Raw genomic sequence first — 19814 nt, forward strand, 5'->3', positions numbered from 1 at the left:
AGTGGGGCCGTTTTTTTACGCTGCCAGATTGCGCCGCAGCGCCTGGACGAGGTCCGTCCTGGCCTCTTGCGCTTGCGGCAGGATTCGCGTCATGCCGATGAAGCTGTGCGGCACGCCCGAATACACGATGAAGGTCGGCGCGGGACCGGTGGCAAACAGCTTGTTGGCCAGATCCAGCGTGTCGTCCAGCAACGGGTCCAGGGCGGCTGCCTGCAGGATCAGGGGCGGCAGGCCAGCCACGTCCGCATGCAAAGGCGCCACGCCGGGATCGGTCAGCTGCGCGGCATCGCCGACGTACTGCTTCCAGAACCAGTCCAGCTTTTCCGTGGACAAGCCGAAGCGCCCGTCGCCAAAGGATTCGTGCGACGGCGTGTCGCGGCGCGCCGACAGCATGCCGTAGATCACCACGCCGGTCTTGATGAAGGCATCGCCTTCGTCACGCAGCCGTTGCAGGGCGGCCAGTGTCAGGTTGCCGCCGGCGGACTCGCCGCCGACCGACAGGCGTGTTGCGTCCAGCCCCAGCGAGGGCGCCTGGTCGCGCAGCCAGCGCAGGGCGCCCAGCACCTGTTCCAGCGCCACGGGGTAGCGGGCTTCGGGCGACAGCGCGTAGGACAGGCCGGCGGTGACGATGCCGGCTTCGGCGGCGATCTCGCGCTTCCAGCGGTCCAGCGTGTCCAGGTCGCCGTGCGCAAAGCCGCCCCCGTGCAGATGCAGGTATAGCGGCAGCGGGGCATCCGAGGCGCCTTCCGGGTAGTACAGACGAAGCGTCGCGGGCACGGCCAGATGGTCCAGCCGGTGTTCGACCACGCGGCCCACGGGCGGGGCGGGCTGGCTCAGCCATTCCTGATACGCGCGGCTTTTTTCGCGGGTATCGGCAAGCGGCGTGGTCAGCACGTTGGGCGTGCCCACACCATGTTGCTTGGCCAGCGCTTGGGCGGCCAGCACGTCGGCTGCCAGGGTAGGGGTGGGGGAAGCGTCGCTCATGAGGATTCCAATGCTCGGAACCCGCCAGTATGACGCGCTTCGCGCTACCTTGCTAAATAAGCGTTAGGCATATTGATCCAACCCGGCCAGGAAGCGGCGGATCGATCCGGTGTAGATATCGCCCCGATCCTTGCCTTTCCAGTCTTCCACCAGGGTTGCATTGGGCGCCAGGCGGGCGATCTCGTGGGCGATTTCCGTCGGGTGAAGGACGTCGTTGCCCGCCAGGATCAGCAACGGGGTCTGCGTGGCGGCTACGGTCTGCCGGCTGACGCTATAGACGAAATCGCCGTCGAACAGGTTGGCGCGCAGGCCCTCCAGCGCCGCCTCGTCCACGCCCTCCGGGCGTTGGCGCAGCCCGTCCGCCCAACTGTCGAAGGATTCCGCGCGGTTTGCGGCATTGGCGGCGGACAGGCCGATGGGTTGCTGCAGGATGGCCCCGGTGACACGGTCGGGCGCCAGCGCGCACAGTTTCAGCGCAAAGGAGGCGCCGATGCAGGAGCCCAGCACGTGAAAGCGGTCCACGCCCAGGCTGTCCAGCAGCCGCAGGTGGTCTTCCGCATAGGTCTGCCAGCCGTCGGAGGCCTGGATGGGCGCGCGGGAGCGGCCGGCGTTGCGCTGGTCGATGGCGATGCAGCGGTACCGGGTGGACAATGCCGCGATGGGGTCCGGATAGTCGCGCGGCTTGCCGTCGCGGGTGACGCGCCACAGCTCGACGTGCGACAGTAGGCCGCCGGGCGCCAGCATCAGGAGCGGATGCCCCTGGCCATGGATTTCGTAATAGATGTCGGCATTTGCCAGATGAGCGATGGGCATGGGCGGTGCGCGAGGGGTGCGCTTCAGTTGACGGATACGCCCGTCTGCTGGAGCAGGGCGGGGAACTTGACGGCGTCGCTGCGGATGCGGTCGGCGAAGTCAGCCGGCGTGCCGCCGATGGCTTCGAAGCCTTGGGTGCGCAGACGCTCGCGGAACGCCGGTTCGTCCAGCGCCGTCTTGACCGATTGGCCGATGCGCTGCACCACCTCGGGCGCGGTGCCGGCCGGCGCCAGCATGCCGAACCAGCCTGATCCGCTGTCCAGGTCCAGCCCGGCTTCGCGGGCCGTGGGCACGTCGGCGATGATGGGGCTACGTTCGGCCTGCAGCATGGCCAGTCCGCGCAGCTTGCCGGTGCGGATCAGATTGGCCGCCGCGGGCACCGCCACGATAGCCGCATCGGTTTCGCCCGCCAGCAGGGCCACGACCGCGGGGCCTGCGCCCTTGTACGGCACGTGCAGCAGCGTTTCGGGATACAAGCCCTGCAGGCGCGCCAAGGCCATGTGGTTGCTGTTGCCATACCCTGGCGTGCCGACGTTCACCAGCCGTTGGCTGCCCAGCCGCCGCAGCCCGGCGATGTCCTGGATGTCGGAGTCGGCCCGTACGACAATCACCGGCGGGGTGACGGCCACGATGCCTACGGGCGCGAAGCTGCGCTCGGCGTCGTAGTTGACGTTGTTCTTGAAGAGCGTTTGATTGGCCACCAGCATGTCGCCGGTCAGCAGCAGGGTGTAGCCGTCCGGTTGCGCGCGCGCCACCATTTCAGAGGCGATGTTGCCGCCGGCGCCGGCACGGTTCTCGACGATGACCGGCACATTCCATTGGGCGCCCAGTTGTTCGGCCAGGCCTCGGCCCAGCGCGTCCATCGCGCCGCCGGGCGACAGCGGCAACACCAGGCGCACGGGCTTGTCGGGAAAGGCCGCCTCGGCGGCGGTACTGAAGGCAGCCGCGGCCAGGGCGGCGATCGTCAAGGCGCGGCGTAGCCGCGAAATTCGGGTCATGCGGAGTTCCTGTCTTTATCCGACCGGCGCCCGTCAAGGCGCCTAAACCTTGATCCTAGGGACTTCGGCCGTCCGGATGAACGACGCATTTCGCATTTGAATAGTTGGATTGCGGCGCGTAATCGCTGCCGCCGGCCAGCCAGGCGCTATGATGATTTCGTTTCCGGCTGCGCCCGGATCCCGTCGCCCTCCGGCGGCTTTCTTGGAATCGCCACGCATGAATGACCGTCTATCGCAGACGCTGCTCCGGTTCGACCACTACAACGGAACCGACCCCAACCTGTTTTCCTGGCAGGGCGAGACCTGTCCCCAGGAATTGTTCCTGGCGCAGAAGCTGCACGAATGGGTGATGAAGCTGGCACCGGATGCGTCCGAGCCGCTGGTCCTGGCGTCGCGCTGTCAGCATATCGGCCGGTGGGAGATCGCCAGAAAGCGCTATCCCGAAGGCCGCATCGGCTATCTGACCTGGCGCAAGGCGCTGGCGCGCCATCATGCGGAAATCGCGCAAGGCATCCTGCGCGACACCGGTTACCCGCAAGACGAGATCGACCGCGTGACGGCGATCGTCATGAAGCAGGGCATCAAACAGGACGCCGACGTGCAGACGATGGAGAACGCCTTATGCCTGGTGTTCCTGCAATACCAGTATGAAGCCTTCCATCCCGCGCACGGCGAGAAGATCGTGGATATCTTGAAGAAGTCGCTGCTGAAGATGGATGCGGCTGGCCACAAGTGGGCATTGACGCTGCCGTATTCGCCGGCGGGCATGGCGCATATCGAAAAGGCGCTTGCGGCCTGACGCGGAGTTCGCGCGCGCAAGAACAAACCCGGCCTGCTGCGTGAGCGGCAGGCCGGGTTGTTTTTATCGCCGCGCGGTTGCTACCGCGGGTTTGCCACCACGCGTTTGCCACCATCTGGGCCGCCAGGCGGCCCGTATTACGTAGGCGTGTCGGTGCTGGACGAGTCGGCGGCCGGCGCGTCAGCCGACGTGTCGGCAGCCGCGTTGGCCGGCGCATCAGCCGCAGGGGCCGGGGCGACAGCAGGCGCCTCGGTGCCGGGCGCGGCGGAAGCCGGCAGATCGGCAACTGTGGCGTCGGCAACCGGCGCATCCGCGGCCGGAGTTCCGGCTGCGGCAGCGGCTTCCGCCTTCTTGGCCTTGTTGCGCGCGGCGGCGTTCTTGGAGGCGCTGCGCGAAGCCATGCGCTTGGCGTGCTTGGCTTCGTTGGCCGTCACGGCGCCCGAAGGTTCGCCGTTCAGGTCCACGCGCGGCGCATCTTCCACCATGCAGGTCCAGTAGCGGCGGCCATCACACCAGGTCTTGACCGCTTCCTTGATCTGCGCCTCGTCCAGCTGCAGGGCCTGGGCGTGCTGCACCAGGTCCGCCAGCACACCGAGCTTCAGCGGAAGCTTGGGAGCGGGGTTCTTGGGGAATGCCTTGGGGAACTGGCGTTGCAGGCGCGAAATCGCGACCACGACGGGATCCACGGGCGTCTCGCGGCGTTCTGCGCGTTGCGGCCGTTGGCCCTTGTCGCCGCCCTGGGGGCGTGCGCCTTTATCGCCGCCTTGCGGACGCGGGCCCTTGCCGGCGCCTTGCGACGAACGGGGTCCCTTGCCGCCGCCCTGCGGACGCGATTCCTTCTTGGGGGTCGGCTCTTCGGGCGCTTGCTTGGTAATCAATGCCCGGATAGCGGCTAACTGTTCTAGTCCCATGTGCTACACAAAAAAAAGGTTGAGGCCGTGAGCATCAGCGCTCCGGCGGCTATCCCGACACCACGACAAGCAGTGCCAGGGACAAAAGAATGCCGAACGCGGCCAAGGCGAACGGCAGTAGTAGAACATAGACGCTGCGTTCTTGCCCTTGGCCGTGAGCCAGACCGGCTGCAATCGACATTCTTACCGGTGAAAAAATGCCCATCGCCGTGCCCGATACGTGTAACAGCGCGGCCGCTGCCGGCACGTTCAGGCCCGCATGAACCGCCAATGATAGCTGGGATGGCATGAACAGACTGTTCGGCGCGTTGCCGCTGTTGGCCAGAATGCCGAAGGCGCCGGCCAGCACGGGGGTGATCAGGATGGTCCAGTCCTGCAGCGTGGCGAACAGGCCGTCCGCGTAGGCCTGCGAGATGCCGGCGCCCGCCAGCACTTCGGCCATCATGGCGAACAGGAAAACGGACATGACGGCATGGCGGCCGGTCTTCCATGAGGCGCGCGCCTGGGTGGCCAGCGCGCCCGGTTGGCGGTGCCAGGCGGCCATGGCAAGCGCGCCCGCGATCAGCCAGCTGCCTGCGTGCAGGAACGGCATCCAGGCGGGCAGGTCCGCGAACGGGCGGATATCGGCCAGCGCCCCCAGGGCGCGATTGAGCCCCGGGATGAGGCGCGTGGCCACCAGACAGGCGATCACCAGGATATAAGGCAGCGCGCGCTTGGCGGCGGCCACGGCCTGCGGCCGGCCAGGGCGGCGGTCCAGCAGGAAGCGCAGCACGATCAACGGGCCGTAGGCGGCCAGCAGTGCGGTTTCGGGCCCCAGCAAGGCCGTGGCGGCCGTCAGCAGCCCCAGGCTGGCGGCCATCCAGACGGCTTCCCGCCGGTGTTCGGCCGCATCCGCCCGAAGGCCTGCGTGGCGCGCGGTGCGCCAGAACAGGATCATCCACACGACCATCAGGAGCGCCACCGCCACCATGCTGTACAACGCCAGCTGTGGGGCCGGCACCCGTGCATAGGCCGAGGCGAGCAACGTGCCGCTGCCCATTGCCCCCCAAGGGATCAGGGTCTGGCTCAGCAGGGCGAACACCATGATGTCGCGCGGTTTCAAGCCCAGCGGACGGATCAGCAGCACGGTGCCCAGCATGCCCACGCCAAAGCCGGTGGCGGATTCGGCAAACGGCCCGATCAGGAAACAGGCGAAGAACAGGCGCCGGCGCCGCGCGAGCGGATCGTTCAGTTCGGCTTGGTCGGCGGCGGCGGCGGGGGCGGGCGCGTGGCCTTGCGAGGCCATCTGCCAGAACAGCAGCCCGCCCAGGATGTAAGGGGTGATGATCCAGCCGATCCACAGGCCGCGTTCCAGCGTCACCGCCAGTTGGGCGCCGGTGAAGGGCGCGGGCGCTGCGTAAAGCGCAATGGGGATGGCGGCAAACAACCCCAACACGGCGGCAATCGTGGTGTTCACCCGGCCGCTGGCGATGGCGCCGATCACGGTCAGGGCGGGCAGGGACCACAGAAGATACGTCATGGGCGCGGCGGGGCTGGGTTGTAGTTTATTGCGGCGTGGCCTTGGCCGGCGAACGCAACACGATCTGGGTGATTTCCGAAGGACGCCCCAGGCGGATCGGGAAGCCGGGCCACAGCCCGGTGCCGTTGCTGACGTACAGCGTCATGCCGTCCACCTGGTACAGGCCCGAGACATAGCCTTCATTGGCCCATTGCGTCAGCAGGTGCGGGCCCAGGATCTGGCCGCCATGGGTATGGCCGGACAACTGCAGGCCCGCGCCCGCCTGGGCGTTGAGCGCCGCGCCGGTGGGGCGGTGGCTCAGCAAAATGACGGGGTCGGTCGGCGGTACGCCGGCCAGCGCCTGCTGCACGTCAGGCAAGGGCTGGGCGTAGGCGGCCGCCATCCGGTCGGTGATGCCGGCCAGCACCAGGCGCTGGCCATCCGGCGTCAGCGTCACGTGTTCGTTGAGCAACAGGCGCAGGCCCAGGTGCTCGAATGCCGGCAGCCAGCGCTGGTATTCCGCGTAGTACTCGTGGTTGCCGGGGATCGCGTAGACGCCGTAGCGGGCGCGTAGCGCCTGCAGGGGCTGCACGTCGGCGGCGCGGGCGGCGGTGGTGCCATCGACCAGGTCACCCGTGATGACGATCAGGTCCGGATTGAGATCGTTGGTCTTCTTGACGACGGCGTCGATCCACGGCGCTTCCAGCAGCCGGCTGGCGTGCAGGTCGGTCAGTTGCACCAGGCGGAAACCGTCAAGCTCGGGCGGCAGCTTCGGCAACGCGATTTCCAGGGTCTTCACGTCGGGTTCGCGTACCGCCTGCCACACGCCGATGGCGGACAGCACTACGGCCAGCACGGCAGCGCCCTGGCTCCAGCGGCGAGCGGCCCACAGGCGCCGGCCCTGTTCGCGGGACACCGCGCAGGCCGCCAGCGCCGCTACGTCGCGCACCAGCAGCAGCATGGCCAGTAGCAGCAGGCTGCCAAACAGCCAACCCAGCGCCATCAGCAAGGTGGCGGGGATTTCGGGCGACGCCATGCTGCCAAAGAAGTTGCGCGTCACCAGATGGTGTTCGGCGATCGCCAGCAGCGCAACCGACAGCACGAGGCGGCCGGACTTGGAAATGGGCAGGGGCAGGACGAAACGCCAGATGACGTAGAGACTGATCAGTCCCGTGAAAACATGGAACACGCGGTAATTCCTACTGAAAGCGGCGGGGGACGGGGTGGCCGAAGCCAGCGACATTATGACGACCTGTCCCCGAGGACGCACGGTAGGCCCGCGACCCGTAGGGACAAAGCGACGGCTTGGCGCCGCCCGGGCTACCGCTTGCAGGGGGGATGGATCAGGCGTGGACCGGCGGCAGGCGGTGCGCCCAGGGGCGGGCGCGTTCCAGTTGGCCGGCCAGTTCGAAAAGCGTGGTTTCGTCGCCGTAGGGCGCCATGAACTGGATGCCCACGGGAAGCCCCGCCGGAGTCTGGAACAACGGCACGCTCATCGCGGGGATGCCGGCGGCGTTGGCCGGCCGGGTGAAGACGGTGCCGTGCATGAACTCAGCGGCAAAGGCGCGCCAGTCCGGGCCGCGCACGTCCAAAGCGGTCATGGGCGCGGGCAGCGTGGGCATGACGGGCGTCAGCAGGATGTCGACCTCGGTGAACAGCCGGCCCAGGCTGCGCGCGACGCTGTTGGCGGTGTTGCGCGCGGCCAGCAGGGCGGGGGCAGATACGCTGCGGCCAAATTCGGCCAGGCCCAGGTTGACGGGCTCGAAGCCGTCGGCGTCGGGCGGCCGGCCGGTGTCGGCCGCGATGGCATCGACTTCCAGCGCCGTGTAGGCGGCAATGATCCGCAGGTAGGCGTCGGCCAGGGCGGATTCGTCGAAGTTGAACGCGGTGGCCTCGACGCGGTGCCCCAATTGGCGGCAAAGCGCCGACGCGTCCTCGATCGCTGCGGCGATGTCGTCGTCCAGGCGCAAGCCCATGCCGGGCTGCGAGATGACGCCGATGCGTAGCGGCCGCGGATCGCGGGACGCTGAATGCGCATACGGGCCGGACTTTGCCGGCGCGGCGTAAAGGGCGCCGGGCTCGGGCGCGTCGGTCAGGTCCAGCAGCAGGGCCGAATCGCGCACGGATCGCGTCAGGGCGTGGTGGCTGACCAGCCCGCCCCAATTCTCGCTGGATATCGGCCCGCAAGGCGTGCGCCCGCGCGAGGCTCGCAGGCCGAACAGGCCGCCGCAGGACGCCGGAATGCGGATGGAGCCCGCGCCGTCATTGCCATAGGCCAGCGGCACCATGCGGGCAGCCACGGCGGCGGCCGCACCGCCGGATGACCCGCCGATGCTGCGGCCGGCGTCCCACGGGTTCAGCGTGGGGCCGTGCAGTGTGGGGGACGTGGCGATGTTGCCAGAGAACTCCGGCAGATTGGTCTTGCCCACGATGACCATGCCAGCCGCCTTGTAGCGGCGCACGATCTCGTGGTCCTGTGCGGGCACATACCCACGCGCGGCCCGGCAGCCGAACGACATCGGCACACCGGCATAGGTGGGGCAGTCGTCCTTCAGCAGCACGGGCACGCCGCGCAGCGGCGCGTCGGCGGGCAACTGGCGCAGTTGCTCGTCGGCCGCCTCGCGCATCGTCAGGATGACGGCGTTCAAGTGGGGATTGACGCGGTCGATGGCGGCAAACGCGTGCGCCACGGCGTCCGAGGGGCTGAGCTGGCCGCCGCGGATGGCGGCCGCCAGCGCGGTCGCGTCGGACTGGAGGTAATCAGTTTCAGAGTAGGACATGTCGGATGCGGGGTCAGGGTTGGGTCTTGGTCACGCCCCAGAAGCGATGCGTGCCGGCCGGCCAGCCTTCGTAGCCCTGCACGACAGGCCGCAGGGCGGTCACGACGGGCAGGTTGAACAGGCCGATGATGGGAATGTCGCGCGCCATCAGCTCGTGCAGCTGGTTGAACAGGTCGCGGCGCTTGGCCAGGTCGGGTTCCATCGCCACTTGCTTGAGCAGCGCGGCAGCCTTGGGATCGTCCCACTGGCGGGTCGGTTCGACCTTCTTGTCGCCGATCAGCGATTCGTACATCAGCAGCGGGTCCAGGCGGGCCGAGTAGCCGAAGATCGCCAGTTCATACTGGCCGCGTCCGTACAGGTCCAGCTGCGAGGCCCAGTCGCGCACCTTCAATTCCACATTGATGCCGGAGGCGGCCAGCATGGCCTGCACGATGGTGGCGGCCTGCACGCGTTCCTGGCGGTTGGCCACCAGCAAGGTGATCGGCTGGCCCTTGTAGCCGGCCTGCGCCAGCAACGTGCGGGCCGCGGCCGGGTCGTAGGCCGGCCAGGTCTTGCTGCGTGCGTCGTAATAGGGGCTTTGCGGCACCAGCACCGACGGGTTGGCCGTGTACAGCCCTTCGCCCGACGCTTCGGCCAGGTCCGGCAGGCTGAGCGCCTGGGCGATGGCCTGGCGCATCCGCACGTCTTGCAGCGCGGGGGCGTTGGATTGCACCTGCATCACCAGCCAGCTGGGCGTCTGCTGCACCTGGACGGGAATCCCCTGGCCGCGCAGGGTCTCCATGGTGGCGGGTTCGATGCCGTCCACCACGTCCAGGTCGCCCGACAGCAGCCCGTTGCTGCGGGTGCTGGCGTCCGGCACCGTCATGAAGCGCAGCAGGGGGATGGTGGCCGTCTTGTTGCCTGCATAGCCGTCGCGCGCGCCGGGCAGGGCGTCATAGTCCGCAAAGCGCTTCAGGTCCAGTTGGCGGCCCTGCATCATGCCGCCGAACGCATAGGGGCCGGTGCCGATGGGGGCGTTGAAGCTGCCGTCTGCCTTGACGGAGTCCGGATGCAGGATCCAAGGCGTGCATTGGACGGTGGCCATCGTCATTGGGAAATTGGGCGCGGGGGCCGAGAACGTGAAGCGCACGGTCAGCGGGTCCACCGCCTGCACGTCCTGCAGCGCGGGCCCGATCTTGCCGTTGTAGCGGTTAACGCACTGGAAGTTGGTCTTCGGATCCAGGTAGCGCTTGAAGTTCCAGACGACGGTGTCGGCCGTCAACACCGCGCCGTTCTGGAAATGCACCTTGGGGCGCAGCTTGAACTCGTAGACCTTGCCCTCGTCGCTGACCTGCCAGCTTTCCGCGAGCACGGGCTTGATCTTCAGGTCGGCGCCGTAGGCGACCAGGCCTTCGACCACGTGCGCCAGCACCATATCGGCATTGGCGTCGCGGTTGACCCCCGGATTGATGCTGGCGATGTCCGCGTGCAGCGCCACGCGCAGCATCTGGGCGTCGCCGGCGGCATAGGCTGGCGCGGCCAGCAGGCCGCTTAACAGCAAGGCAGGCAAGGCAAGGTTCGTGTTCATATCTTCCCCTTTGTTTTTAATGGCTTAGCGGCGAGACTTCAAAAAGTCCTCGAAGAATGCCTGCACGGGTTCGATGACCTTGAAGGGTTCGTGGGCGACGCCGGGCACGGTATCGCGGCGTACCTTGATGCCATGGGCCTCGAAGCTCCTGGCCAGCGCCTCGATCCGCTGGATGCGGTTGTCGCCTTGCAGTTCGGCGCCCGGCATCCACAGCTTGCTGTCGCGCGGGATGGTGATCTCCCAGGTGGCGGTGTCTTCAGTGCCCACCAGGGTCTGCACCGCGACGTCGCGCATGGCGTCGATATCGATGGTGCGGCCGAAGCGGGCCGGCACGTCGCGCACGCCGACCCACCAGTCGTAGTCCTGGTTCAGCAGCGTCACCACGCCGGGCGCGCCGATGGAGACGGCTTGCAGGCGTTCAGGGTGCAGCATGAAGAAGCGCTGGCAGAACTGCCCGCCGCCCGAGTAGCCGTACAGCAGGAAGCGGCTGCCGTTGATGCGGTACTTGGCGATGGTCTCGTCCACCATCGACAGCAGCACGTGGTCGTAGCGGATGTCGTGGAACTGGATGCGCTTGTAGTTGGCCAGGTCGCCGGGTTCGATGATGCCCACCGGGAACAGCGGTGCCAGCACGACGCAGTCGTTGCGTTGGGCGAAATCGGCAAAGCGGTCGCGGTACTCGGCGGCCGTGCGGCCGGTGCCATGGACGATCACGGCCAGGTCATAAGTCTTGGACGCGGCCTCGTCATAGTCGGGCGGCACGTACAGGCAATAGCTGAAGCGCTGGTCGAACTGGCTGGCGAAGAACGGCGTGGCGCCGAAGTCGTAGAAGCTGAGCTTCACGCCGTGGCCTTGGCGGCGCGGTGGATGCGTGGACATGGATGGGGTCTCCTAGGTAAGGGATACGGCGGCCAGCGGCTGGCTGGCCTGGGCATCATTGCGCCACTTCAGGCGCACGCCGCCCGCGGCGGTGGCCTCCAGCATGGGAATGGCGCCCAGCAATTGGCGCGTGTACGGTTCACGGGGGCGGTCGAAAATGGCGTCGCGCACGCCTTCCTCGACGATCCTGCCCGCCTGCATGACGATGACGCGGTCGGCAATCTGCTCGACCACCCCCAGGTCATGGCTGATGAAGAGGCACGAAAAGCCGTAGCGTTGCTGCAGGTCGGCCAGCAGGTCCAGCACCTGGGCGCGCACCGTGACGTCCAGCGCCGACACCGCTTCGTCGGCGATCAGGAGCGCCGGCCGGCGCACCAGGGCGCGTGCAATGGCGACGCGCTGGCGTTGCCCGCCTGACAGTTCGTGCGGGTAGCGCAAGCCGAAGTCGCCGCCCAGGCCCACGTCCTGCAACGTGTCGGCGACGCGGTCGTCCTTCTGCGCGGGGGTCAGCCCGGGCGCCAGCCGCAGCGCCTCGGCCACCAGCGCCGATACGGTCATCCGAGGGTCCAGCGACGAATACGGGTCCTGGAACACCATCTGGCAGTTGTAGCGGTAGTCATTGAAGACGGCGCCGCGCGCGGCCAGCGGCTGGCCCTTGTAGCGCAGCGCGCCGCCCGTAGGCGCGACCAGTCCCGTCAGCACGGACCCCAAGGTGGTCTTGCCGGAGCCGGATTCGCCCACGACGGCCACGACTTCGCCGGGGTGGATGTCCAGGTCGATGCCGTGCAGCACGCGGTTGCCAGCCTGCTTGCTGAACCAGCCCTGGCGTGCGCCGTATTCCACCGTCAGGCCCCGCGCCGAGAGCAGCGGCGCCTGGGTGGCCAAGGGGCGCGGGGGCCGGCGTTGCGGCAAGGTCGCCAGCAGCTGGCGGGTGTATTCATGCGCCGGCGCCGCCAGCACCTGCGAGGTGGGGCCGGTTTCGACGATCTCGCCACGCCGCATCACCACCATGCGCTGCGCATAGCGCGCCACCATGGGCAGGTCGTGGCTGATCAGCAGCACGGCCGTGCCGTTTTCCTGCGTCAGCTCCACCAGCATTTCCATCACTTCGCGCTGGATCACCGCGTCAAGCGCCGTGGTGGGCTCGTCGGCGATCAGCAGCGCGGGGCGCAGCAGCATGGCCGAGGCGATCATGATGCGCTGGCGCATGCCGCCCGAAAATTCATGGGGATAGGCATCCAGCACGCGGGAGACGTCGGCGAGACCCACGCGGCGCAGCATGGCTTCGATGCGGTCGCGGTGCGTCGCGCGTTCGCCGGGCACATGCTGTTCCAGCCCCTCGGCCAATTGCTGGCCCACGGTCAGCGACGGCGTGAGAGACGTCATGGGTTCCTGGAACACCATCGCCACCTTCGGCCCGCGCAGGGCGCGCAACTGCGCGGGGCGCAGCCCGAAGACAGAGGTGCCTTCCACTTTGATGTCGCCGCCGGTGCGGTCGATGGCTTGCGGAGTCAGCCGCATGATGGCGCGGCCCAGCATGGTCTTGCCGGAGCCCGATTCGCCGACCACGCCGACGATCTCGCCGCGCGAGACCTGCATGCTGGCTTGGGACACCACGGTGTGGCCGTGGCCGGCGGCCAGCGTCAGGCCGTCGATATCGAGCAGGACGGGGGATGTCATACGCGCCTCCGCATGCGGGGATCCAGCCGGTCGCGCAAGGCGTCGCCCAGCAGGTTGATGCCCAGCAGCGACAGCGAGATCGCCAGGCCGGGGAAGATGGCCAGCCAGGCGGCCTGGCCGATGTAGGTGCGGCTGCCGGCCAGCATGTTGCCCCAGGTCGGGGCGGGCGGGGCCACGCCCAGGCCCAGGAAGCTGAGCGAGCTTTCGGCCAGGATGATCCAGCCGCACATGGACGTGGCCATGACGATCACCGGCGCCAGGCAATTGGGCAGCAGGTGGCGCATCAGCGTATAGAGCTCGGAATTGCCCATCACCCGGGACGCGCGGACGAATTCGCGTTCGCGCAGGCTCAGCACGGTGCCCCGCACCACCCGCACTACCGACGACATGTAGGCCAGCGCCAGCGCCAGGATGATGCCGGTTTCGCTGGCGCCGAAAACGGCCAGCAGGCCGAGCGCCAGGAGCAGGCCGGGAAAGGCCAGCAGCGCATCGTTCAACGCCATCAACACGCGGTCCGGCCAGCCGCGCAGATAGCCGCTGACGGCGCCGATCAGCACGCCGGCGCCGGTGGCCAGCAGCACGGTCATCAGGCTGACGCGCAGGCTGGCGGTGGTGCCGCGCATCAGCCGGCTGAATACGTCGCGGCCCAGTTCGTCGGTGCCCATCAGATGGGTCAGGCTGGGCGCGGCCAGGCGGGCCTTGAAATTGAGCTTGAGGGGGTCGTAGGGGGTCCAGAACAGGGCCACCAGCGCGGTGATGACCACGGCCGCGACCAAGGTGCCGCCGACGATGGCGGTAAGGGAACGACGGTTCATTTCGCGGCCACCCTGGGGTCGAAGATCGGATAAAGCAGGTCCACCACCAGGTTCACCAGGACATAGACGGTGGCAATGAAAAGCAGGCAGCCCTGGATGACGGGATAGTCGCGGGCAAAGATCGCGTCCACCAGCAGGCGCCCCAGTCCGGGGATGGTGAACACGGTTTCGATGACGGCGATGCCGGCCAGCAGGTTGCCCAGGATCAGGCCCAGCAAGGTCCAAGTGGGGCCGAACGAATTCTTGAAGGCGTGGCGCCACATCACCTTGCTCTCCGGCAGGCCCTTGGCGCGGGCGTGGGTGATGTAGTCCAGGTGCAGCACTTCCAGGGTGGAGGCGCGCGTCATGCGCAGGATCACCCCGATCTCGTGCAGCAGCAGCGTGGCCACCGGCAACACCAGGTACAGCAGCGCGCGGCCGGGGTTTTCGCTGAAGGCCACGAAGCCCACGACGGGAAACCAGCCCAGCTTCAGCGCAAAGAGCAGGAGCAGCAGCAGGCCCATCCAGAACGCCGGCAGCGACAGCAGCAGCGTGGCGCCCGCCACCAGCGCCAGGTCGGCCATGCGGCCTTGGCGCCAGGCGGCGAACATGCCGGCCGGCACCGCCACCAGCGTGGCCAGCACCACGGCTGGCAGCACGATCTGCGCGCTGACCGCGAAACGGTCCAGGATCAGCGGCATCACCGGCTGGCGGTTTGCAATCGATTGGCCCAGGTCGCCTTGCAGCACGTGTCCGGCCCAGATGGCGAACTGCGTCGGCCAACTGGCGTTCAGGCCCAGTTGTTCGCGCAGCGCGGCAAGGCTGGCCGCGTCCGCCGAGTCGCCCAGCATCAGCGCGGCCGGATCGCCCGGGATCAGGCGCACCAGGATGAACACGGCAAGCGCAACGATCAGCAATGTGGGCAGCGCCATGCCGATCCGCGAGGCGACGAATCTGAGCATGGCGTCAGCCTGCCGCCAGTTCGGACTCGCGCACGTCGACCGCGTCCTGCGGTTCGTCGCCGTCGAGTCGGTAGGTGGTGAAGCGCCGGTTGGCTGCGGGCATGGGCGCGATCTCCATGACGCCCAGCGCCGGCTCCATCACGATCATCGCCACCGTGGCGGTCAGGTTGCCGCCGTCGCCGTGGCGAGCGGGCCGGCATACGGAGTAGGGCGCCAGGAAATCGTCGAATAGCGCGGCCTTGACGCCTTCGCGGTCCAGCAGGCGGCCTTGGGCCTGCAGCAGCCGGCGCACGCGCCAGTCGCGGTAGAAGCTTTCGGGGACATGCGGGATACCCGTGTCGCGCAGCTTGGACAGCGCGATGGCGCCCACCCAGTGGTTCGCGTGCACGATCAGGCCATCGTCCGGGTACAGCGGGAACGCCTCGTCCGGCGCACATTCGAAATCGATGCCGAAGCCCGCCGCTGACGCGATCATGATGTTGTTCGAGCATGACTTCGGCGTGGTCGCCACGACCTTGGCGGCCAGCGCGAAGTGTTCCTGCTCAAGCACCTTGCGGCGGATCAGGCCCAGCGGCACGCCCAGCGACTGGTAGTCGCGGTCGCACTCCAGGTAATTGGCGGTGATGGATACGCCGGCCGCGTTCAGGCCGCTGCGTGCCAGTCCGCCCGCTTCGACAAAGGTCAGGTAGTCGGGACCGTGATCCTGGCGGACCCGCAGCACGACGCCGGTATCGGCGCATTCGGCGCGCCAGTCCCAGTTCTGCGCGTGGATCAGGTTGCCGGAGGCGCTGCGCTCGGGCAGAAGGATCGCCCCAGTGCAGCCGTCGTCGGCTTCGTCGTCGGCGGCGGCCGTGCTGCTTTGGGCCCGCGCCAAGGCCATGACTTCAGTGCGGGCGTTGATCATGACGATGTCTTCGAACGCCACGCCGGCGCCTGCCGCGATGCCGTGCATTTCCTCGACATAGCGTTCATCGAAGTCGCCGATGCGGCGCGCGTAGTCGGCGATCAGGGCCGTCTTCTGCGCGGCGCTCATGCCGAATCCGTCCAAGGCTCCGCCGTATAGCGCCACGCTCTGGTGGATGCGGGGTTTCAGCGCCTGCCCGTACTGGCGGCCGCGGCTCTCAGGGCCGCCCGTCAACGTGACGCAGGGAAAAGGGGTGATCGCCATCTTCCGTCCTTTTGTATTTTGTGGCTGTGTAATACACTAATTAGCCCGGTTGTTCGCTGTCAATCTGTTTTATGGCGCGTTATATGAAATCTAGGGAAAACGTGAATGCCAAGGATGCGATTTGGCATTGAGGATAGGAACCACCCGTAAAGCGCAGGAGCGCGATGCCATGCAGGAGCTCAGTCCCCTACAGATCGAAGTCGCCCGCAAGCTGACGGCGCTGATTCAGAGCGGCCGCTGGCAGGTGGGCGAACGCCTGTCGGACGCGCGCCTGGCGCAGGAGCTCAAGGTGTCGCGGTCGCCGATCCGGCAGGCGTTGAACCTGCTGACCCGCCAAGGGCTGGTGGCGTACACGTCGGGCAAGGGCTACCGGCTGGAACGCGAGCCGGGCAGCGACGAAAGCCTGGACGCGCTGATGCCGCATTCCGAATCGGAAAGCCTGTATGGCGACCTGATGAGCGCGCGCGCGGTCGGCCGGCTGGGCGCGGAAGTGTCCGAGGCGCAACTGGTCGAACAATTCCAGGTGACGCGCGGCGCGGTGCGGCGTGCGTTGATGCGGTTTGCGACAGAAGGGTTGGCCGAACGCCTGCCGGGGCATGGCTGGCATTTCGCGGAAAGCCTGGACAACGAGCAGGCGGTGAACGAAAGCTACGAATTCCGGCTGATCGTCGAGTGCAACGCGCTGATGACACCGGGCTACGCACCGCGTCCCGACCAATTGGCGGCATTGCAGCGCGAGCAGACCGAGATCCTGCAGATGCCGGTCGAGCAGCTGCAACGCGACGCCTGGTTCAATGCGAATGCGGCCTTTCACGAAACGCTGGCGGCGTGGTCGAACAACCGCTTCCTGACCGAAGCCGTGCGACGCCAGAACTCGTTGCGGCGCATGACGGAGTACGCCAATTTCGGGCATCTGGCCGAAGTCCATATCCATCAAGCGTGCACTGACCACCTGGGAATTCTGGCGGCGTTGGCCGAAGGCGACCGCGATTACGCCACGGCGCTGCTTCGGCGCCACATCACGCGTTCAGCGGATATTTAGGGCCAAATCACAGGGCAGGGCGACGCGCGCATTTCCGCTGCCAGGCGCGCTCCACGCGTCCGTCGTAAATGCGCAACAGCAAATAAAGATGCGAATCAGTTGCATTACACTTTTCCCCGAAACAGCACTCCGCTGTGGGAGAGGTAGTCAGCATGCACGTTTACCGGCCGGGTGGCCGACCATCCATTATTCGTCCTCGTTTCATCCTGCGTCGCACGTCCGCCCTGGCGGTTTTTGACGCCGGGCCGCCCCAAGCCGAGAAGTCCGTACGGGGCGCGCCGCAAGCGCGCACCGCTTGCGCGGCGTGGGGCCTGCTTTTTGCCCTGGCTTCCGGCGCTGCCGCCGCACAGGAAAGCGGCGTGGCCACCCTGCCAAGCGTGCAAGTCGTGGGCGACACCGACGCCACGACGACCGAGGGCACCGGTTCCTATACGCCCCGTGCCACCGCCGCCAGCACCGGCTTGCCGCTGACGCTGCGCGAGACGCCGCAATCGGTCACGGTCGTGACGCGCCAGCGCATGGATGACGAAGACATGCGCTCGCTGACCGATGTGATGGCCAGTACCCCCGGCATCTCGGTGCAAAACTTCGACAGCGAGCGGTATTCATTCAATTCGCGCGGATTCAGCGTCAGCAACTACATGTATGACGGCATCCCGACAAGCTTCGATACGGGCTACGCCGCGGGGGAGTCGTCCGTCGACCCCATCATCTACGACCGCGTTGAGGTCGTGCGCGGCGCCACGGGCCTGCTGACCGGCGCCGGCAACCCGTCGGCGTCCATCAACCTGGTGCGCAAGCACGCCATCAGCCGCGAGTTCAAGGCTGACATCAGCGTCAGCGCCGGCACCTGGGACAACTACCGCAGCACGCTTGACCTGTCGACGCCGCTGAATTCAGACGGCAGCGTGCGCGGCCGCATCGTGTCGGCGTACCAGGACACCCATTCCTTCCTGGACGGCTACCAGAACAAGAAGAAAGTCTTCTACGGCGTCGTGGACGCCGACCTGACCTCGCGCACGACGGTGAGCGCAGGCTTCAACTATCAGGACAACGACCCGCAGCGCAGCAGCTGGGGTGGATTCCCGCTGTGGTACGCGGACGGTGGCCGGACCGATTGGAAGCGGTCGCTGAATACCGGGGCGGACTGGAGCTCATGGGCAAGCACGACGCAAGGTGCGTTCGCCAGCCTGGAACACCGTTTCGACAATGACTGGCGCGTGCAGGCGGTGGCATCGCATTCCAAGAACGAAATGGACGGCAAGCTGCTGTACCTGTATGGCTGGCCCGACCGCGAAACCGGCCTGGGCATGGGGGCGTCGCCGTCGTGGTACCTGGGCGACCGCAAGCAGAACAGCGTGGACCTGAAGGCGTCCGGTCCGTTCACGATGTTCGGCCGCCGCCATGAGGCGGTGGTCGGCGCAAGCTTCAGCCGCCAGTATGCGGACTTCGACTACCGCTCGTCCTTGTCGGCGGCGCCCGTCGGCAACTTCCTGGACTGGGACGGCTCGTATCCGGAACCCGACTGGAACAGCACGTCCGTCACGGCAAACCGCTACACGACCAAGCAGACGGGTTGGTACGGGGCGCTGCGCCTGAACCTGGCGGATCCGCTCAAGCTGATCGTGGGCGGACGCTACAGCACCTGGAAGACGGACTCCGTCGGCTTCGGCGGCGGCGACCATACGGCCTTCGACAAGAACGCGTTCACGCCGTACGCCGGGCTGCTGTATGACATCAACGAGACGTACACCGCCTATGTGAGCTACACGGGGATCTTCAACCCCCAAAGCTATCAGGACCGCAACGGCGGCTGGCTGGATCCGCTTGAGGGCAAATCCTACGAAGCCGGCGTCAAGGGTGAATTCCTGGAGGGGCGCCTGAACGCCAGCGCTGCGGTGTTCCAGATCGATCAGGACAACGTGGCCCAGACCGATACGGGATACCTGGTGCCGGGCACGATCAACCAGGCCTATCGGGCCGCGCAAGGCACACGCAGCCGGGGCTTCGACCTGGAAGTGTCAGGCGAAGTGACGCCGGGCTGGAACCTGGCCGCGGGTTGGTCGCACTGGACCGCAAGCGATGGGGACGGCAATGCCATCCAGACCGACCAGCCGCGCAGCCTGGTCCGCGTGTTCACAACCTATCAACTGCCGGGCGACTGGAACAAGCTGACCGTCGGCGGTGGCGTCAATTGGCAAAGCCACGTCTATACGCTGGCCAGCGGCCCCAACGGCGACGAGCGCGTGGGACAAGGCAGCTACGCCATCACCAACCTGATGGCGCGCTACCGATTCAACCGCAACCTGTCGGCGCAACTGAACGTGAACAACCTGTTCGACCGCAAGTACTACAGCCAGGTCGGGTTCTACAGCCAGGGCGCGTGGGGCGCGGGAAGAAGCGCGATGGTGACGATGCGCTACCAATACTAAGTGGTATGCATGCCACGCGGCCGCTATTCGGCGGGCCGCTTGGCAGCCGCCCGGTGCTGCGGCGCCAGCGGGCAGGCCGCGCAGTACTGCGCGGTCGGCAGCAGATGGTAGAGGCAGCACTCGCGGTGCAACGTGACCGCGGGGCCGGGACCGCGCGAGGTCCTGGGCGGCAGGCATAGCGGATTGGCGCGCTCATCGTCCGCCGGGCCCCACCAGGGGTGCTCCAGCAAAGCGAGCCTGTCCTGGCGTACGGCGTCGCTTGCCGCCGTCCCTTGCGTCTGGGTCTCGACCGCTTTCAGCACGACTTCCAGGTAGCGCACCGCGCCGCCCCAGACGACCTTGCGCGGCAGCCGGCTGGCGTGGAACAAGGCGTCCGCCAACGGCAGCAGGTGGTGCCAGACCAAGGCCTCGTACCGGCGCCAGACATCGCCACCGGGATCCGGTGCGCCCAGTTCCGGGATGTGAAAGCGCACAGGCGCCGCGTTGCCGTCCAGTTCGACCCACATG

Annotated in this window: 16 protein-coding genes and 1 pseudogene; 3 read left to right on the forward strand and 14 right to left on the reverse strand. The window is 67.3% G+C overall.

Going from position 1 to position 19814, the window contains the following annotated elements; genetic code table 11:
• Positions 1-15: 15 nt before the first annotated feature.
• From AC27VE_RS29965 to AC27VE_RS29975, 3 genes are all read right to left on the reverse strand, one after another.
• Complete coding sequence (locus AC27VE_RS29965; protein WP_488705774.1) at positions 16-984, reverse strand: alpha/beta hydrolase; 969 nt, start codon at positions 982-984, stop codon at positions 16-18.
• Between the two features lie 63 nt (positions 985-1047).
• Complete coding sequence (locus AC27VE_RS29970; RefSeq protein ID WP_488705775.1) at positions 1048-1797, reverse strand: alpha/beta fold hydrolase; 750 nt, start codon at positions 1795-1797, stop codon at positions 1048-1050.
• A 23-nt stretch (positions 1798-1820) separates the two neighbouring features.
• Complete coding sequence (locus tag AC27VE_RS29975; protein ID WP_488705776.1) at positions 1821-2795, reverse strand: tripartite tricarboxylate transporter substrate binding protein; 975 nt, start codon at positions 2793-2795, stop codon at positions 1821-1823.
• Positions 2796-3012: 217 nt separating this feature from the next.
• On the opposite strand from AC27VE_RS29975, the gene AC27VE_RS29980 reads away from it, so the two are divergent.
• Positions 3013-3594, forward strand: coding sequence for a DUF4202 domain-containing protein (locus AC27VE_RS29980; RefSeq protein WP_488705777.1), 582 nt, complete (start codon positions 3013-3015; stop codon positions 3592-3594).
• Between the two features lie 137 nt (positions 3595-3731).
• Here the strand turns inward: AC27VE_RS29980 and AC27VE_RS29985 are convergent, their stop codons facing one another.
• The 10 genes from AC27VE_RS29985 to AC27VE_RS30030 all read right to left on the reverse strand — a co-directional run bounded on the left by AC27VE_RS29985 (position 3732) and on the right by AC27VE_RS30030 (position 15833).
• Positions 3732-4472: a ProQ/FinO family protein gene (locus tag AC27VE_RS29985; RefSeq protein ID WP_488705778.1), complete on the reverse strand. Its 741-nt coding sequence runs from the start codon at positions 4470-4472 to the stop codon at positions 3732-3734.
• A gap of 82 nt (positions 4473-4554) precedes the next feature.
• A complete protein-coding gene (locus AC27VE_RS29990; RefSeq protein WP_488705779.1) occupies positions 4555-6024 on the reverse strand; it encodes a hypothetical protein in 1470 nt (489 codons plus the stop codon).
• Between the two features lie 25 nt (positions 6025-6049).
• The gene (locus tag AC27VE_RS29995) at positions 6050-7192 is read right to left on the reverse strand and encodes a metallophosphoesterase (protein WP_488705780.1); all 1143 of its coding nucleotides are present in this window, start codon (positions 7190-7192) and stop codon (positions 6050-6052) included.
• A 154-nt stretch (positions 7193-7346) separates the two neighbouring features.
• Positions 7347-8783 carry an amidase gene (locus AC27VE_RS30000; RefSeq protein WP_488705781.1) on the reverse strand — a complete coding sequence of 479 codons (1437 nt, stop codon included), beginning with the start codon at positions 8781-8783 and terminating at the stop codon, positions 7347-7349.
• A 13-nt stretch (positions 8784-8796) separates the two neighbouring features.
• Positions 8797-10350, reverse strand: a complete 1554-nt coding sequence (locus AC27VE_RS30005; protein WP_488705782.1) for an ABC transporter substrate-binding protein — start codon at positions 10348-10350, stop codon at positions 8797-8799.
• Positions 10351-10374: 24 nt separating this feature from the next.
• Positions 10375-11229: an alpha/beta hydrolase gene (locus tag AC27VE_RS30010; protein WP_488705783.1), complete on the reverse strand. Its 855-nt coding sequence runs from the start codon at positions 11227-11229 to the stop codon at positions 10375-10377.
• A gap of 12 nt (positions 11230-11241) precedes the next feature.
• Positions 11242-12909, reverse strand: coding sequence for a dipeptide ABC transporter ATP-binding protein (locus tag AC27VE_RS30015; protein ID WP_488705784.1), 1668 nt, complete (start codon positions 12907-12909; stop codon positions 11242-11244).
• Complete coding sequence (locus tag AC27VE_RS30020; protein WP_006225868.1) at positions 12906-13724, reverse strand: ABC transporter permease; 819 nt, start codon at positions 13722-13724, stop codon at positions 12906-12908. The genes AC27VE_RS30015 and AC27VE_RS30020 overlap by 4 nt, the downstream gene beginning before the upstream one ends.
• Positions 13721-14665 carry an ABC transporter permease gene (locus tag AC27VE_RS30025; protein WP_006225867.1) on the reverse strand — a complete coding sequence of 315 codons (945 nt, stop codon included), beginning with the start codon at positions 14663-14665 and terminating at the stop codon, positions 13721-13723. Before AC27VE_RS30025 ends, AC27VE_RS30020 begins: the two co-directional genes overlap by 4 nt.
• Before the next feature lie 4 nt (positions 14666-14669).
• Positions 14670-15833 carry a C45 family autoproteolytic acyltransferase/hydrolase gene (locus AC27VE_RS30030; protein WP_488705785.1) on the reverse strand — a complete coding sequence of 388 codons (1164 nt, stop codon included), beginning with the start codon at positions 15831-15833 and terminating at the stop codon, positions 14670-14672.
• 169 nt (positions 15834-16002) lie between these two features.
• Between AC27VE_RS30030 and AC27VE_RS30035 the strand changes: the two genes are divergently transcribed.
• Positions 16003-16875: a GntR family transcriptional regulator gene (locus AC27VE_RS30035; RefSeq protein WP_006225865.1), complete on the forward strand. Its 873-nt coding sequence runs from the start codon at positions 16003-16005 to the stop codon at positions 16873-16875.
• Positions 16876-17027: 152 nt separating this feature from the next.
• A complete protein-coding gene (gene fhuE / locus AC27VE_RS30040; protein WP_427958300.1) occupies positions 17028-19307 on the forward strand; it encodes a ferric-rhodotorulic acid/ferric-coprogen receptor FhuE in 2280 nt (759 codons plus the stop codon).
• A 23-nt stretch (positions 19308-19330) separates the two neighbouring features.
• Here fhuE and AC27VE_RS30045 read toward each other — a convergent pair.
• Positions 19331-19814: pseudogene (locus AC27VE_RS30045) on the reverse strand (siderophore-iron reductase FhuF); the annotation flags it as partial.

Source organism: Achromobacter sp. 18P8.1.1 (genome assembly GCF_057799415.1).